We start from the raw sequence: 14,888 nt of genomic DNA, 5'->3' as shown, positions 1-14,888 counted from the left end.
GGATCAGGCGACATTGCGGCCCTGGCCGCTCCAGTGGCGGGCGCGCAGCTCCTTTTTGTCGAGCTTGCCCAGCGCGGTCAGCGGCAGCGCGTTGACAATCTCCACGCGCTTGGGCGTGTTGACGCTGCCCTTGAGCGCCTTCACATGGTGGATCAACTCTTCCGCCGTGGCCGACTTGCCCGCTCGCAGCACCACGTAGGCCGTCACCGCCTCGCCCCACTTGGGATCGGGCACGCCGATCACGGCGCTCATGCTGATCGCCGGATGCGTGGCCAGTGCATCCTCGATCTCGCGCGGATAGACATTGAAGCCGCCGCTGACGATCATGTCCTTCTTGCGGTCAACAATAGAAAGGCGTCCGCATTCGTCGGCCACGGCGATATCTCCGGTATGGAGCCAGCCGCCGGCAAAGGCCTGCTCCGTCAGTTCCGGCTGGCGCCAGTAGCCGCTCATTGCCGCGGGGCTGCGCACGCAGATCTCGCCATGCTGGCCGGGCACCACCTCGCGGTGATGCTCGTCGAGCAGGCGGACTTCGCAGCCGGCCAGCGGGAAGCCGCAAGCATCCAGCAGTGTGGGCCGCGACAGGTCATGGTCTTCCTTGCGCAGCGCGGTAATCGGCGAGCATTCGGACTGGCCATACAGCTGGCAGAACACCGGCCCAACGCGCTCGATGCCCTCGATCAGGCGTTGCCGCGACATCGGGGCGCCGGCGTAGAGCAGCGTTTCCAGCGACGACAAGTCAAAAGTATCGAAGCGTGGATGGTCCAGGAGACCGTAGACCATGGTCGGCACCATCATCATCGCGTTGATGCGCTCGCGCGCAACGGTCGCGGCTATCTCCTCTGGATCGAAGCGTGCCATGAGGTGGATCGTGCCACCACGCAGCAGCGTTGGCAGGACATTGGTACCGGTGACGTGGCTGATCGGCGCCACTGCGAGGAAGCGCGGCGCCAGCGGCATGTCGAAATTGCTGAGCATTTGTAGCGCGGCATGGCCGTTGGCGCCGCCAGATTTGGCCACGCCCTTGGGCCGGCCGGTGGTACCACCGGTATAGGATAGGGTCGCCATGGCCGAGGCCAGCGACAGGTCGACCGGCTCGCACTCCACAGCGCCCTCAGCCAGCGCCATCAGGTCGGTGCCGGCGTCGCCCGCGCCCACCGTCAGAATGCGGCTGTCCGGCAGGCGCGCGGCGATCTCGCCGGCACGGTGGCCGTAGTTGGCGGCATCGATGATGACTGCTGCCACGTCCGCATCCTCGACCTGGAAGCAGTGAGCGTCGAGCGAGCCCATTGGGTGCAGCCAGCTCGTGGCCGCGCCCAACCCCTGCGCCGCCATTGCCGCGCACCACATGTCGGCACGGTTGGCGCTGAGCAGCGCCACGCGCGTGCCGGCCTGGATGCCATGCCGTTGGAGCGCGGCCTGGAAGCAGCCGATTAGCGTGGTAGCCTGGCGGTAGCGCAACTGGCCGCCGTCCCACTGGAACGCAACCCGCTCAGGATAGCGGCGCAGCGCCGCCAGGGCGAGAGAGAAGAAGGAAGGTATGGCGTGGATGGTCATGGAAGGGGCAGGAAAAATTGAAAATGCGGGCGCGGGCACGAGTACCGGCGCGTCGCCGAGTAGCGCGCGGCACCGGACAGGCACATGGCTCAATCGGCTCGGATGGCGGCGTTGGTAATGATGGTTCGCCATTTCTCCTCGTCGCGCCGTAGCTTGGCCGCGAACTCATTGGGGCTGTTGCCGACGATGGTCACGCCCAGCTCTTCCATTCGTTTGGCTACCTCGGGATCGTGTAACGACTTTCCCACCGCGACGGACAGCTTCTTCACGATCGCCGGATCGGTCTTGCCCGGCGCCAGGATGCCGAACCAGCCCTCGATGTCGAGGCCGCGGATGCCAAGTTCGCCAAAGGTCGGCGTGGTCTTGAAGTACGGCGAGCGTTCGCTGCTGGTGATGGCGAGCATCCTCAAGCGCTCGTTGCCGGCGTTGGCACGCGCGCTGGCGAAGTCCAGGAAGGCCACCGGAATATGGCCCGCTTGCAAGTCGGACAGCAAGGGCGCGCCGCCCCGGTACGGCACGTGGACCATGCTGATGCCCGCGCTCTGCTTGAACAGCTCGCCCAGAATATGCGACGAGGTGCCATTGCCGTACGAGCCATAGCTGTACTGGCCCGGCCGCTGTTTCGCCATGGCGATGATATCCGTGACGCTACCGATCTGCGCCGAGGTGGCACCGATCAGCACGAAGCTGGAGCGCGCCACCTCCGCTACCGGTGCAAGGTCGGTGAAGACGTCGTACGGCGGCTTCGTCTTCTGCACCGACGACTGGACCAGCGCGGTCCAGGTGAACAAGATGGTGTAGCCGTCCGGCTGGGCACGAGCGACTGTCGTGGTGCCGATCACGCTGCTGGCGCCGGGCTTGTTCTCCACCACCACGGGCTGGCCCACGGTCTTACCGAGCTTGTCGGCGACCAGGCGGGCCAGGATGTCGGCGCCAGCGCCGGCGGTCGAGGGGACCACCATGTGGATCGGCTTCTTTGGGTAGTCGGCCACCTCAGCGGACGCTGCCATGGCCGGGGCGGCGACCCACCCTGCGACACTTGCCAAAGCCACGGCGCAAGCCTTTGTCGAAACGCAAACGGTCACGGCTGTCTCCTAATGTCTATTTGTCGGCAGGCCATCTGTCACGCGGCCGCTTCGAGCAGGATGCGGACGGTCAGGTCGGGAGCGGTCACCATCAGATCATGCTGATGGTCCGGCAGGTCAATCAGGCGCCAGTCGGGTTGGCCGCGGATGCGCTCGACGGCGCCATCGAACGCCACGCTGGAAAAGCGCCGCGCGCGCACATAGGTCTTGCGGACGAGCGCCGTACGCACGGCCGTGGTTCCCTGCTGTGCGGCGAAGGTGGCATAAGGCTGCGGCGTCATCATGCTGGTGACCCAGGCGATGTCGGGACTGTCCTCTCCGACGAAGGCTGCCGCGGGAAACGGTGGCAGCGAGAAGCCGTCGCTGACGGCCACGGCCTTTTCCAGCCGCTCCTTGACAGCGGGGGGGAACATACTGACCACCGACTGTCCCGTCTCCGCAAGGAATGCGTCGAGGTACACCAGCGAGCGCACGCGCTTGTCGAGCGCCTCCACCGCGCCGCTGATCACCATGCCGCCATACGAGTGCCCGACGAGGACGATGGACTGCAGGTCTTCCCATTGCACGAGCCGGACGACGTCTTCGACATGGGTCTGCAGCGTGATCGACCGCGACAGCAGGTGACCGCGTTCGCAAAGGCCGCTGAGCGTCGGCACCCAGACGCGGTGGCCGGCCGCTTGCAGTCGCTCGGCCACCCTGCGCCAGCACCAGGCGCCATGCCAGGCGCCGTGAACGAGGACGAAGTCGGTCTCCGCGCGTGCCGCGGACGATGATCCGGCGCCGGCGGGCGAGGCCTGTGGGCCTGCGCAGGCCGAGAGCGCCATTGCCGCGCCGGTGGCGAGGATGTCGCGACGAATGCCACTTTGCATTCTGATGTCTCCTGGGTCTTTGTTTGCAAATCGATTCGATGCCTCATCGTTCCACGGGCGGAACGATGCCAGTGCTAGAACAACTTCGCGGTTTCTCGCCTGGCGCCTTCGTATTCGCGCGCAGTGGCCGCCACCAGCTCCGCCACGCTGGGAATGCCGGTGACACCCGAGGCGGAATGTCCCGCTCCCCGCCCGTCCAGCCAGCGCTTGGGCCCGTGCTTGCCCTTGCCGCCGCCGTAGAGGGCCGCCGCACGCTCCTCGCTGATGTTGGCGGGCAGGTTGTCCGGGTCCAGCGCTGCCGCGATGATCGAGGGCTTGAGCATGTTCGTCTCCAGCCCGTGAACGCGCGCGTGAGCATCACATCGTCCAGCCGCGAGGAGGCGAGAATTTCGACGCGATCTGCGAGCGATCCCTTGGGATGCATCCCCATTTTCACCGCGCCGCACAGGTGCACGGCCACCTGTGCGCACCAGCTGTCCGCGCGGTTGGCGCTCAGGATGCCGACGCGCATGCCGCGCGAGAATCAGCACCTTCTGTATGCGGCCAATCAGGGCAGTGGCCGCGCAGTAGGACATCTCGCCACCTTCCCACCTGAAGGCCGTGCGATCCGGATGCCGCGCCAGCGCGCGCAGCGCCTGCAGCCCGGCGGTCAGGCCGGAGTGTTGGGTCTGGTGCGTCGTCTGCATCTGTTGCTCCCGTCAGGCAGCCAGGCGCGCGAGCGCCGCCTTAGCGTCGGCGTACTCGGTCTTCATGCGCGCCACCACGTCAGCCACGGGCGGGCAATCGTCGATGTCGACGATGCCGGCCGTGCACTGCTCAATGACGAGATCGGGGCCGGAGACGATGAACAGGGGCGAGGCGATGACGGGCAAGGCGAGCTTGCCGTCCAGCGTGGTTGGCATGGGCATGGGGAGGCCTTCCTTAATCGACGCGGATGTTGCCGTCCCGGATGGCGCGGCCCCAGACCTGCGAGTCTTTTTTCATATCGGCGGCAAAGGCGTCGGGGCCGGCGACGGTGACGATGAGGCCCGGGTCTTCTTCGAACCGGGCCGCGACTTCCGGCGTGCGGACAATACGCGCGATCTCGTTGTAGAGCTTGTCCACGGCGGGCTTGAGCGTGCCGGCGGACACGAACACGCCGTACCAGCCATAGGGTTCGAAGCCCTTGAAGCCCGCTTCGGCGAACGAGGGCACGTTGGGGATGTTCTTGTAGCGTTGCCTCTGGCCGATGAGCCGCGTCACCGTGTCCACCGACGAGTTCACGACGAACTTGATGGGTTGCGCGGGATAGCTCGACTGAGGTTGAGCCTGGGCCTGCGAGGCGGTGGCGAAGAGAAACAGCACGAGCGTGGCGCCGCACCGGATGAAGTTCTGCATGCCTGTCTCCTGGATCGCGTTCAGGCGCAGTGTCGTGCATGAAGCGCCTGCACTCAATTGCGCATCTCGCCAAAAACAATTGGCGAAAAAGATCAAGCCGGTTTCAGTAGCGCTTTAGGATTCTCCACCGGGCAACGTGAGTACCGGGTCGAACCTCACCACGCGCGCGGTGCCGTCCGGCGTCACGTCGACCAGACGGCCGTCGGCCAAACGGTACTCCACCTTGCCGGAGGAGGCCCGGTGCTCGCCACCGTCGTGCAAGAACAGCTCACCCAGCTCCTTCAGGTGGAAGGCCCGGAAGTTGCGGATCGTGCGCCCAGCCGGCCGGTTACCGAGGCCAGCAGTCGGAACGGAACGTCCTCGTGCACTGGTTGCGCGGCCCGCCTGCCTCATAGTGCGCGTGGAAGGCCGACGGGTCCAGCCATCGACGCTGTCGCTGATGAAGTAGGCCAGGTGGCCCTCAGGTAGCCACTCGCTCAGAGAAGACGGCAACAGGAAGTCCTGGTCGGGTTCGTAGGGCAGGGAGCTCTCTTTCGGATGACAATCCTGCCGCAGTTCATGTTAACTGACGAGCCGCTCGGACGGTCGCGATGTTCGCCAGGGGTCGGCGGGCTCACGGACCTCGTGTTGGAGTGCACGAACATGCCGCCGTACCGCGTGGCGGTCGCGCGTGCGACCGGCCGGCCGGTCCACGACATGGAGCGGAATGGGCCACGCAGTCTCTGAGCGCGCATGGAACGACGGCGCACAGCAGGCGTTGACGCGACGGCTGAACTGCCGCGAGCGTTTTCGCCAATCGCCGCGAGCAGGCCAGCCATTGCCGCGGCCCGACGGGGGCCGTACGATCCGCCGCAGCATGAACCGATCCCCGCCCCGCCACGGCGCCTTCCGCGCGCGGCGCGCCCCCGACCTGATTGCCCTGCACCGCACCGGCGATGCGGCGACCGAGGAGAAGATCTGGCCTATAATCAGTGCGCCGCGTGCGGCAGCGCCTCCATGAACCTCACACACCACACCGTCGCCATCCAGCACGTGCACAGCATCGTGGGCGGCGCGCGGGCGCGGGGACTGGACACAGCACCGCTGCTGGCGCGCGCAGGCATCCCCGCCGCGCTACTGGAGTCGCCGCTGGCGCGCATCTCGCAGCAGCAGTACGCGCTCCTGATCCACGTGCTGCGGCGCACCCTGCGCGACGAGATGTGGGGCCTGCTGTCGCGGCCGCTGCCGCCGGGCAGCTTCGGCCAGTGCATGCGCCAGCTGGTGCGCTGTGCCACGCTGCAGGAGGCGCTGCGCGACGGGTTCGCTTTCTACCACTTGCTGGTGCCGGACTTCGTGCCGCGCCTGAGCGTGCGCGGCGACACGGCGCACGTGCAGTTCGTGTTGCGCCGTCCCGCCGATGCGCGCCTGGATTACGCGATCAAGGCCTTCATGCTGCTCTCCTACCAAGCGGCGTCGTGGCTGGTGGCGCGCCGCATCCCGCTGCTAGGCGTCGACTATACGAGCGGGGTCACGAGCGGCGACACTTCGCGCGTGTACCAGGTGCCGCTACGGCAGGCGCAGCCGCACGTGGGGCTGTCGTTCGAAGCGCGCTGGCTGGACCTGCCGATCGTGCAGTCGCAGCAGAGCCTGCGCGAATTCCTCGCGGGCTCGCCGGCCAACCTGATCGTCAAGTACCGCGACACGCGCAGTGTCACCGACCGCATCCGCCGGCTGCTGCGCAAACGCCTCGGTGGCGAGATGCCCTCGCTGGACGAAGTGGGCGAGGCACTGGCCGTCACTCCGCAGACGCTGCGCCGGCGCTTGCGCGAGGAAGGCCGCGGCTTCCAGCAGATCAAGGACGAGCTGCGACGGGACGCCGCCATTGACTTCCTGCTGCACACGCAACTGCACCTGCTGGACGTCGCCAACCGTGTCGGCTTCTCGGATGCCAGCACCTTTCATCGCGCCTTCAAGCAGTGGACCGGCGTCGCGCCGGGCGAGTACCGGCTTGCGCACGGACCGGCCGAGCACTGAACGGTTTCGCCAAGTCGTTTGGCGCTTCCCGCAATTGGTGGCGGCTCTGCAGCCGGCTAAGCTTCGCCACATCTTCCACTACACGATCGCCGTGTTCCACAACTCGGCGATCCGCGCGCATGAACACCATGGACTTCTCCGCCTTCGACTTCAGCAACCGCCACGTGTTCGTCGCGGGTGGCTCCAGCGGCATCAACTTCGGCATCGCACAGGCCTTCGCCCGCGCCGGCGCGAAGCTAACCGTGATCAGCCGCAGCGCCGACAAGGTGGCAAGCGCGGCACGGCAACTCGAAGCGCTGGGCACGCAGGCGCTGGGCCTGTCCGCCGACGTGCGCCAGCCGCAAGCGCTGGAGCAGGCCTTCGCCACGGCGACGGAGCGCTTCGGCCCCATCGACGTGCTGGTGTCCGGCGCCGCCGGCAACTTCCTCGCCAGTGCGCTCGACATGTCGCCCAACGCGTTCAAGACCGTCGTAGACATCGACCTGCTCGGCAGCTTCAATGTGGCGCGCATCGCGCACGCACACCTGCGCAAGCCGGGTTCCTGCGTCATCCAGATCTCCGCCGGCCAGGCCTTCATTCCCACGCCGTTCCAGGCGCACGTGTGCGCGGCCAAGGCCGGCGTCGACATGCTCACGCAGGTGCTGGCGCTTGAATGGGGCGCGCAGGGCGTCCGCATCAACTCCATCGTGCCGGGACCGATCGCCGACACGGAAGGGTTGAAGCGGCTCGCGCCGACGGGCGACACCCTGGACGCGATGGCGAACCGGGTCCCGCTGAAGCGCCTGGGCCGCATCGACGACATCGCGCGCATGGCCCTGCTGCTGGCCAGCGACTGGGGTAGCTACATCACCGGCGCGATCATCCCGGTGGACGGCGGATTCGCGCTGACGGGGCCGCGCGACTTCACGGCAGCCGCGGCCGCTTCGAAACGGGCGCACGCATGAAGACCGTCGACGACAAGCCGCGCAGCGGCCGCCAGCGCCACGTGCCTTTCTCCGAACACCTGGGCCTGCGCGCCGAGAAGGCCCAAGGGGCGGCGACTCGTCGGTGACGCTGGAGCTACGCCCGGAAATGCTCAACCACCATGCCTCCGGTCACGGCGGCGTGGTGATGACCTCGTGGACATGCGCATCGCCTTCCTGCGCCCCGCCAGCGGTCGCCAAGGGCCGCGCCACCGGGTGGCCGCTCCGTGTGCTTCTGCGAGGGACCATCACCGATGCGAGTGGCGAGGTCGCTGCGCAGGCCATGGGCACTCTCCGGTACCGTGACGGTGCCTGAGCGCCGAGCCGGCAGGAGCGAGTCCCCCAATAGCGTTTCGGCCAATCGTTTTGGACCCATCGGCGATTGTCGAATTCGACCGGCGGGAACAGACGCCTGCCCTACATTCAAGGAGAAGAATCCATGACGCGTCCGCAGCGCCCCGTCCACGTCGTCGGCGTCGGCATGATCCCTTTCAGCAAGCCAGGCCAGAGCGCGCCCTACACGGTGATGGGCGCGCGCGCCGCGAAGCTCGCGCTGGAGGATGCCGGCGTGCCCTACGAAAATGTCGAGCAGGCCTACGTCGGCTACGTGTACGGCGACTCCGCCGCCGGCCAGGCGGCGATCTACGGCGTGGGACTCACCGGCATCCCTGTCTTCAACCTCAACAACAACTGCGCCACCGGCTCCAGCGCGCTCTTCCTGGCGCGCCAAGCGGTGGAAAGCGGCATGGTTGAGTGCGCGATCGCGCTCGGCTTCGAGCAGATGCAGCCCGGCGCGCTCAAGGGCGCGTGGGAGGACCGGCCCTCACCGATGACGCACTTCGCCGAAGTGATGACCGAGAAGCAAGGCTTCAGCCCCGAAGCGCCGCGTGCGGCGCAGTTCTTCGGCGGCGCCGGCCGCGACTACATGGCGCAGTACGGCATCCGCCGCGACACCTTCGGCCGCATTTCGGTGAAGGCACGCCAGCATGCCGCGCGCAATCCGCTGGCCGTGTTCCGCCAGACGCTGACGCTGGACGAGGTAATGGCCTCCGCGCCGGTTTTCGATCCGCTCACGCGCTTCCAGTGCTGCCCGCCGACCTGTGGGGCGGCCGCCGCCATCGTCTGCTCCGTCGAATTCGCGAAGAAGCACGGCCTGGACATGCGCGTGGTGATCGCCGCGCAGGCCATGATCACCGACACGCCTTCGACCTTCGAGAGCAAGGACATGCGCAACCTGGTCGGCTACGACATGAGCGCCGCTGCCGCGAAGCAGGTGTACGAGGACGCTGGCATCGGCCCGGAGGAACTGGACGTGGTGGAGCTGCACGACTGCTTCACCGCCAACGAGCTGATCACGTACGAAGCACTGGGCCTCACCCCCGAGGGCACGGCGGAGAAGTTCATCGTCGAAGGCCACAACACCTACGGCGGCCGCATCGTCACCAATCCCTCTGGCGGCCTGCTGTCCAAGGGCCATCCGCTGGGCGCCACCGGGCTTGCACAGTGCTACGAGCTGGTGTCGCAGCTGCGCGGCCGCGCCGAGCAGCGCCAGGTCGAAGGCGCGCGGCTGGCGCTGCAGCACAATCTGGGGCTGGGCGGCGCCTGCGTCGTCACGCTTTACCAAGCGGCGTGAGGTCTGGATAATCGACCGCCGCCACATCGGCCACCAGTTGCCCACTTTCCACGCGGACGTGGAGAAGGGCCGCCATCTGCGAGGAGCTGATGCGCGCGACGGCCCTGGGCTTCAGCAACAACGTGCACAGCGGCATCGTGGCCCACGGCACCGAAGCGCAGAAGCGCTGCCGCGCATGGCCACGGGCGAGCTGGTCGCCGCCATTGCCATGAGCGAGCCGGGCGCAGGCTCCCACCTGCAGCGCATCCGGACGAAGGCCAGGCGCGACGGCGACGCGTGGCGCATCACGGGTAACAAGACCTTCATCATCAACGGCATGCACGCTAGCTTGGTGCTGGTGGCCTGCAAGACCGGCGCGGACGCGGGCGCGAACGTGATCCTGGGCGGCTTCGGCGGCAAGGCGGCAGCCGGCGGCGCGGCTGGTGTCAGGCCCAGCGCAACGTGAAGTCGGGCTCCGCCGATGACGCGGCTTTCCTGATGGGCAAGCCGAGACGGTCCTCATCATGCCCGGCTATGGCCTCGCCGTGGCCCGCGCCCAGCACGCGCTCAAGCAACTGACCGAGTAGCTCACCGGGAACGGCGTAACCGTGAAGTACGCGATCCACTTGGTCGCCGGCCGCATGCCGGGCCATGTGAACGTGCTGCTGGCCGGGCCGAGGTGCTGTACGACCAGGTCTTCGAAATGGAGGACATCAACAGCGAGTTCGGCCAGGCCGACGTGGTGCTGGTGCTAGGCGCCAACGACGTGGTGAACCCGGCGGCCAAGACCGATCCCAGTCGTCCATCGCCGGCATGCCGATTCTCGAGGCCTTCAAGGCCAAGACCATCATCGTCAACAGGCGTTCGATGGCGTCCGGCTATGCCGGGTTGGATAACGAACTGTTCCACATGGACATGACCCTGATGGTGTTCGGCGACGCCAAGAAGATGGGCTTTAAGGCCGTCGAAGCATAACTTTGACGCACGGAGAAACTGGGTCTGCTGGATTCCAGTATTACCTCCGAACGTTCCCAGATGCCGGAGCCTGGGATGTCGTGATAATTCCCGCATTGTCGAGAGAGGTCGATATCAGCAAACAGGGATCTCGCCCTCAGCGGTAACGGCCTGAATGAACTGTGTCGGATGTCGGAGGCGCTCCGGCCATTCAAAGCGCTAAACGCGAATGACCGTACGTGGCCGAACTCGGTCAACCGCAGCGAGGCGGCAATCGTCGCCTCCCGACCCTGAGCCGACATTCACGTACTCAACGGCAACCACTGCTTTCGGAATTCAAATTGCCATCAGGGGCTCTGCTGCAAAGGCTCGGTGGAGCAGCGCTACGAAATCCGGCGCAGAAGGTATGTCGATGGCACCAAGGCTTCGCACTTCGACAGCCGGAGTCCATGAGTTCATGACCACTGCACCGTGAAGAGCCTTCAGCGAGTCCATCGTGATGTCCTGATGCTGTTGCGAGATGCCCATACGTTCAAGCTGACGCATCACTATGGACATCGTGGTGCCCCTCAGCATCGGAGCCCGAGGCCACAGCACGGAGCTACCGTCCCAGAAAGCCAGATTCCAAATGGTCGCCTCGCTAAGTCGACCCTCTGCATCCACGAACGCAGCGTCGTCAAAGCCATGTTCCACAGCCTTGCGAAGAAACCACGTTTTTGCGATTTCTCCAACATGTTTGATTTCAGGCAGCATTCGCTGGTGGTCCACCATATCCAGCCGCAAAGGCCCTTGTGGGCCATTGAATGCGGATGATGTCCGGACCAGCATGCTCAAGGGAGCTTCGCTTTCTGCTGCCGTGAATTCTCCTGCAGATGAATAGATGGTGGCAGTCAAGGATAAGTTGCCTTCAGGCTTCAGCTCTAGTGCTGAGCGAAGGTATTTTCTGACATCCTCATCCGCCAATGAGCGTCCGAACATAGCAAGGGAGGCCTTGCGCAAGCGCTGAAGATGGAGATCCAGACCACGCACCTTGCCTTCTCGTACCTGCAAGGCGGTGAAATGGGCGTAGCCAGCGAACGCGACTGGAGCCAAGTCGACCGAAGATGCAGTGCGTCCATCACATTGCGCTGTTGCTTCGCTGGAAAGGGTGTTGACGATACCTGTCATCCATAACTCCTCGTTGATGAAAGCGTTAGGTTAGACTTTGACAGCGCTGTCAATGTCAAGTCCTGTTGCAAGGAGGTTCGGAATGCGGATTGGAGAGTTAGCCCAACGTAGCGGTGTCAGTGAACGAATGTTGCGCTACTACGAGCAGCAGGGACTGTTGCAACCTGCCCGCACCGAAGCGCGTTATCGTGACTATGACGACTCACAGCTTTTGGCAGCCATTCGTATTCGCCAACTCAATGCGTCCGGCTTGAAATTGAACGCAATCCGGGTTCTGCTGTCCTGCGTAAGGGAAGACGACCCCGCAGTTTTTGAGGACTGCGACGAAATTCGGGCAGTTCTAACCAGCGAATTGCAGCAACTAGAGATAAGGCTTCGCGAATTGACTGAGAGCCGGGATACCGTGGCGAGCTACCTGGCCGCACTGGATTTGTCCGAGTCTTAAGGCGCGTGTTCCAAGCAGGGCGCTCGACGCATGGTGCTTTTTCAGCTTCAGGGCTGCAACAGACGCCAGTTACGTGACGAGCCGAGGTCCGTTAACTGTGCTCCGCGGACTCTGAACTGTTCTAACCCGGTGGCAGCAATTGGCCGGACCCAGCCGGTTGCAAATCCGGTGGTCCGGAAGCCGCTCAGACCGACCCAATGTCGACGATCCATCCAGCCTATGGCTATCAGACCAGCACGCCACCGCCGTCCACGATGACGGTCTGCCCCGTGGCATAGCGATTGGTCATCAAGTAGACGTAAGCCTGCGCGAGGTCCTCCGCCTCGCCGACACTCCCGACCGGCAGGGCTGCCCCGCTCGCGGCGTAGAGCGCTTCGCGGTCGGCTTCGGGCAGATTGGCCCACAGCGGCGTGCGCACCAGGCCTGGACTCACCAGGTTGACGCGAATGGGCGCCAGCTCCACCGCCAAGGCCCGCGTGAGGCCTTCCAATGCGCTGCAGGCGCTGGCCAGTGCAACCCAACCCTTATGTGGCCGCAGGCCGGCGACACCACTGGTCAGCACCACGGAGCCGCCGGGACGGAGATACGGCGTCGCATGCTTGACCGCGGCGATGGCGCCGAAGACGCGCAGATCGAAAACCTGGCGGACCGTATCGAGATCCATGTCGGCGAGCGCTCCGGTCTGCAGCGCATCGCCGGCACTGTAGACCAGGTGGTCGAACGGTCCGAGTCGTTCGAACAGCCCGCGTACAGCAGATGCATCGCTCAGGTCGACCGTGCAGCCCTCGGCCCCGTCGCCGAGGCTGGCGACGGCTGCGGCGACGCGCTGGCTGCGTGATGACACCACCGTCACCGAGGCACCGGCGGCCAGCGCGGCACGCGCCGTGGCAAGGCCGATCCCCGAAGTGCCGCCCAGCAGGACGACGCGTTGATGCTGAAGGTTCGTGCTCGCAATAGTCATGGTGGGTCCTTGCTGTCGGTTGTGGGGGAAGCGAGAACCTGAGTATTATTGTTTAGTCAGGGTTGATAAAGCCGCCATTTCTTCGAACACTCCTTAATAGGACTTGCGAATGGATCGATTCAGCAGCATGGCGATCTTTGCACGCGTCGTCGAACGCGGCAGCTTCGCGGCTGCGGCCGAAGGCAGCGGCATGACGCCCACCATGGTCGGCAACCATATCCGTGAGCTGGAACGGCGCCTCCAGGGCCGGCTGCTGAATCGCACCACGCGACGCCAGAGCCTGACCGAACTCGGCAGGCGCTATCACGCGCGATGTCTCGAAATCCTGGCCCTGGTGGACTCCGCCGAGTTGGATGCGCGCGAGATGCAGAGCAGTCCGCGCGGTCGATTGCGGGTGAGCAGCCCGGTCATCTATGGCACACGCGTGCTCGTACCGGCGCTCTCCGGCTATCTCGACCGCTATCCCGAGGTCCAGATCGAGCTGTCGCTCAATGACCGTTTCGTCGATCTCGCCAAGGAAGGCTTCGATGTCGCCATCCGCGCCGGTGTGCTGCCGGACTCGGGCCTGATTGCGCGGGCCTTGACCCATTCCCCGCGTATTGCCTGCGCGTCACCGGCCTACCTGGCGCGCCACGGGCATCCGCGGGTGCCAGCGGATCTGCTGCAACACCATTGCCTGGCCTTTATAGGGGCGAATGGCCCCGAACGTGAATGGCGCTTTCCACGCCCCGACGGCAATGGCGTGGAGCGCATCGCGGTGCGCGGTCATCTCGACGTCAACGGCGGTCTCGCGCTGCGCGAAGCCGCGCTGGCAGGACTGGGCATCATTCTGCAACCCCAGGTGATGCTGCAGGACGACCTGGATGCGGGCCGGCTCGTCCGTCTCTTTCCCGACTGGCCGGCCCCGACCTGGCCCGTCCACGTGGTGCATCTGCCCGATCCGAACATGCCACCCAAGCTGGTGAGCTTTATCGATTTTCTCCTGGCGACCCTGGGGCGCGACAAGACTTGAGGCGTTGCCATCGATGTCCAGCGCGAGCATGCCGGCCGCCGGGGTTGCGCGGTAGCGCCGGGGTTTCCCGGCGCGTGGCGTGCAATACGCCCCCGCTCGAAAGCCCTTGACCTTGTCACAGTGACAAGGCGCCCAATGTCGGGCCAGGAGGCGTCCATGACCCATCACCATCCCCCGACTTCCCATCACGCACTGGCCACGGCACTCGAGCATGCGGACGCGTCGCGCCGTCTTGCGGCCGCGCTCGGTGCCGGCACGGCGCCCGATCCGGGCCAGATCACGCTGCTGGTGGCGCGTTGCGGCGTCGAGCCGGATTTCTTCGTTCGCGACATGCTCACCTGGGCGCTGACCCAGCATGCGCGGGATCTGACCTTGCCCTTGCTGCGCGACGCCCTGCGCTCGCCGGTGGCGCAAGCGCGCAGCCAGGCACTGCATACGCTCTCGAAGATCGGTGACCCCACGGCCTGGCCATCGATCACGACCGGACATCTGCATGACCCCGATCCGGAGGTGGCACGGACGGCGTGGCGCACCGCCGCGGGGCTGGTGCCGAGCGGGCAACGGGCTGCCCTGGCACACGAACTGGTGCTCGAGCTGGGCCGCGGCGACAAGGACCTCAAGCGGAGTCTGAGCCGGGCATTGCTCAGGCTTGGCGACGACGCCGTCGCCCCGCTCGATGCGGCGGCGGCCCGGCACCGGGACCCGGCGGCGCGCGTTCATGCCTGCGCGAGCCTCAGGCTGATCGCCGACCCGGAAGGTGCGTTCGTGCTGGATCCGGCCGACGCCTGGCGTGCTCGTACCCCCTTGCTCAGCGCCGGCGAAGCGGCAAATTGACGGCGATCGATGTGGTGCGCCGCGCCTTGGCCGGGGCGAT

At 65.8% G+C, this 14,888-nt stretch carries 14 protein-coding genes and 2 pseudogenes; 7 read left to right on the top strand and 9 right to left on the bottom strand.

The features are described from left to right. Positions 1–3: 3 nt before the first annotated feature. The 7 genes and pseudogenes from BKK79_RS27295 to BKK79_RS41675 all read right to left on the bottom strand — a co-directional run. Positions 4–1,557, bottom strand: coding sequence for an AMP-binding protein (locus BKK79_RS27295; RefSeq protein ID WP_071039364.1), 1,554 nt, complete (start codon positions 1,555–1,557; stop codon positions 4–6). Positions 1,558–1,646: 89 nt separating this feature from the next. Continuing rightward, entirely contained in the window at positions 1,647–2,567 is a 921-nt protein-coding gene (locus BKK79_RS27290; RefSeq protein ID WP_084085207.1) for a Bug family tripartite tricarboxylate transporter substrate binding protein, read from the bottom strand. Between the two features lie 113 nt (positions 2,568–2,680). Further along, entirely contained in the window at positions 2,681–3,511 is an 831-nt protein-coding gene (locus BKK79_RS27285) for an alpha/beta fold hydrolase (RefSeq protein ID WP_071039362.1), read from the bottom strand. A 74-nt stretch (positions 3,512–3,585) separates the two neighbouring features. Next, positions 3,586–3,834, bottom strand: coding sequence for a hypothetical protein (locus tag BKK79_RS27280; RefSeq protein ID WP_071039361.1), 249 nt, complete (start codon positions 3,832–3,834; stop codon positions 3,586–3,588). Between the two features lie 375 nt (positions 3,835–4,209). Continuing rightward, positions 4,210–4,419 carry a hypothetical protein gene (locus tag BKK79_RS42355; protein ID WP_071039360.1) on the bottom strand — a complete coding sequence of 70 codons (210 nt, stop codon included), beginning with the start codon at positions 4,417–4,419 and terminating at the stop codon, positions 4,210–4,212. A 13-nt stretch (positions 4,420–4,432) separates the two neighbouring features. Continuing rightward, a complete protein-coding gene (locus tag BKK79_RS27270; RefSeq protein ID WP_071039359.1) occupies positions 4,433–4,888 on the bottom strand; it encodes a tripartite tricarboxylate transporter substrate-binding protein in 456 nt (151 codons plus the stop codon). A 258-nt stretch (positions 4,889–5,146) separates the two neighbouring features. Continuing rightward, positions 5,147–5,443 (bottom strand): annotated as a pseudogene (locus BKK79_RS41675) (IS5/IS1182 family transposase); the annotation flags it as partial. A gap of 441 nt (positions 5,444–5,884) precedes the next feature. On the opposite strand from BKK79_RS41675, the gene BKK79_RS27260 reads away from it, so the two are divergent. From BKK79_RS27260 to BKK79_RS41670, 4 genes and pseudogenes are all read left to right on the top strand, one after another. Next, the gene (locus BKK79_RS27260) at positions 5,885–6,901 is read left to right on the top strand and encodes an AraC family transcriptional regulator (RefSeq protein WP_071039357.1); all 1,017 of its coding nucleotides are present in this window, start codon (positions 5,885–5,887) and stop codon (positions 6,899–6,901) included. A gap of 119 nt (positions 6,902–7,020) precedes the next feature. Further along, positions 7,021–7,845 carry an SDR family oxidoreductase gene (locus BKK79_RS27255; protein ID WP_198173409.1) on the top strand — a complete coding sequence of 275 codons (825 nt, stop codon included), beginning with the start codon at positions 7,021–7,023 and terminating at the stop codon, positions 7,843–7,845. Positions 7,846–8,302: 457 nt separating this feature from the next. Then, a complete protein-coding gene (locus tag BKK79_RS27245; protein WP_071039356.1) occupies positions 8,303–9,496 on the top strand; it encodes a lipid-transfer protein in 1,194 nt (397 codons plus the stop codon). 166 nt (positions 9,497–9,662) lie between these two features. Next, positions 9,663–10,426 (top strand): annotated as a pseudogene (locus tag BKK79_RS41670) (NAD(P)(+) transhydrogenase (Re/Si-specific) subunit beta); the annotation flags it as partial. Positions 10,427–10,765: 339 nt separating this feature from the next. On the opposite strand, the gene BKK79_RS27235 reads toward BKK79_RS41670, so the two are convergent. After that, positions 10,766–11,596, bottom strand: a complete 831-nt coding sequence (locus BKK79_RS27235; protein ID WP_071039355.1) for an aminotransferase class IV family protein — start codon at positions 11,594–11,596, stop codon at positions 10,766–10,768. A 52-nt stretch (positions 11,597–11,648) separates the two neighbouring features. On the opposite strand from BKK79_RS27235, the gene BKK79_RS27230 reads away from it, so the two are divergent. Continuing rightward, a complete protein-coding gene (locus BKK79_RS27230; RefSeq protein ID WP_442873295.1) occupies positions 11,649–12,041 on the top strand; it encodes a MerR family transcriptional regulator in 393 nt (130 codons plus the stop codon). Positions 12,042–12,267: 226 nt separating this feature from the next. On the opposite strand, the gene BKK79_RS27225 is transcribed toward BKK79_RS27230, so the two are convergent. Beyond that, entirely contained in the window at positions 12,268–13,002 is a 735-nt protein-coding gene (locus tag BKK79_RS27225) for an SDR family oxidoreductase (protein ID WP_071039353.1), read from the bottom strand. Between the two features lie 109 nt (positions 13,003–13,111). Here BKK79_RS27225 and BKK79_RS27220 point away from each other — a divergent pair, with 109 nt between their 5' ends. Together BKK79_RS27220 and BKK79_RS27215 are read left to right on the top strand one after the other, a co-directional pair. Beyond that, positions 13,112–14,014, top strand: coding sequence for a LysR family transcriptional regulator (locus tag BKK79_RS27220; RefSeq protein WP_071039352.1), 903 nt, complete (start codon positions 13,112–13,114; stop codon positions 14,012–14,014). A 156-nt stretch (positions 14,015–14,170) separates the two neighbouring features. After that, positions 14,171–14,848, top strand: a complete 678-nt coding sequence (locus BKK79_RS27215; protein WP_071039351.1) for a HEAT repeat domain-containing protein — start codon at positions 14,171–14,173, stop codon at positions 14,846–14,848. Positions 14,849–14,888 lie beyond the last annotated feature (40 nt).

Origin of the sequence: Cupriavidus sp. USMAA2-4, assembly GCF_001854305.1 — a bacterium.
In the GTDB taxonomy this organism is placed as follows: domain Bacteria; phylum Pseudomonadota; class Gammaproteobacteria; order Burkholderiales; family Burkholderiaceae; genus Cupriavidus; species Cupriavidus malaysiensis.
Note: the sequence above shows the minus strand (reverse complement) of the source record. Positions and strands in the feature narration are given on the sequence as shown.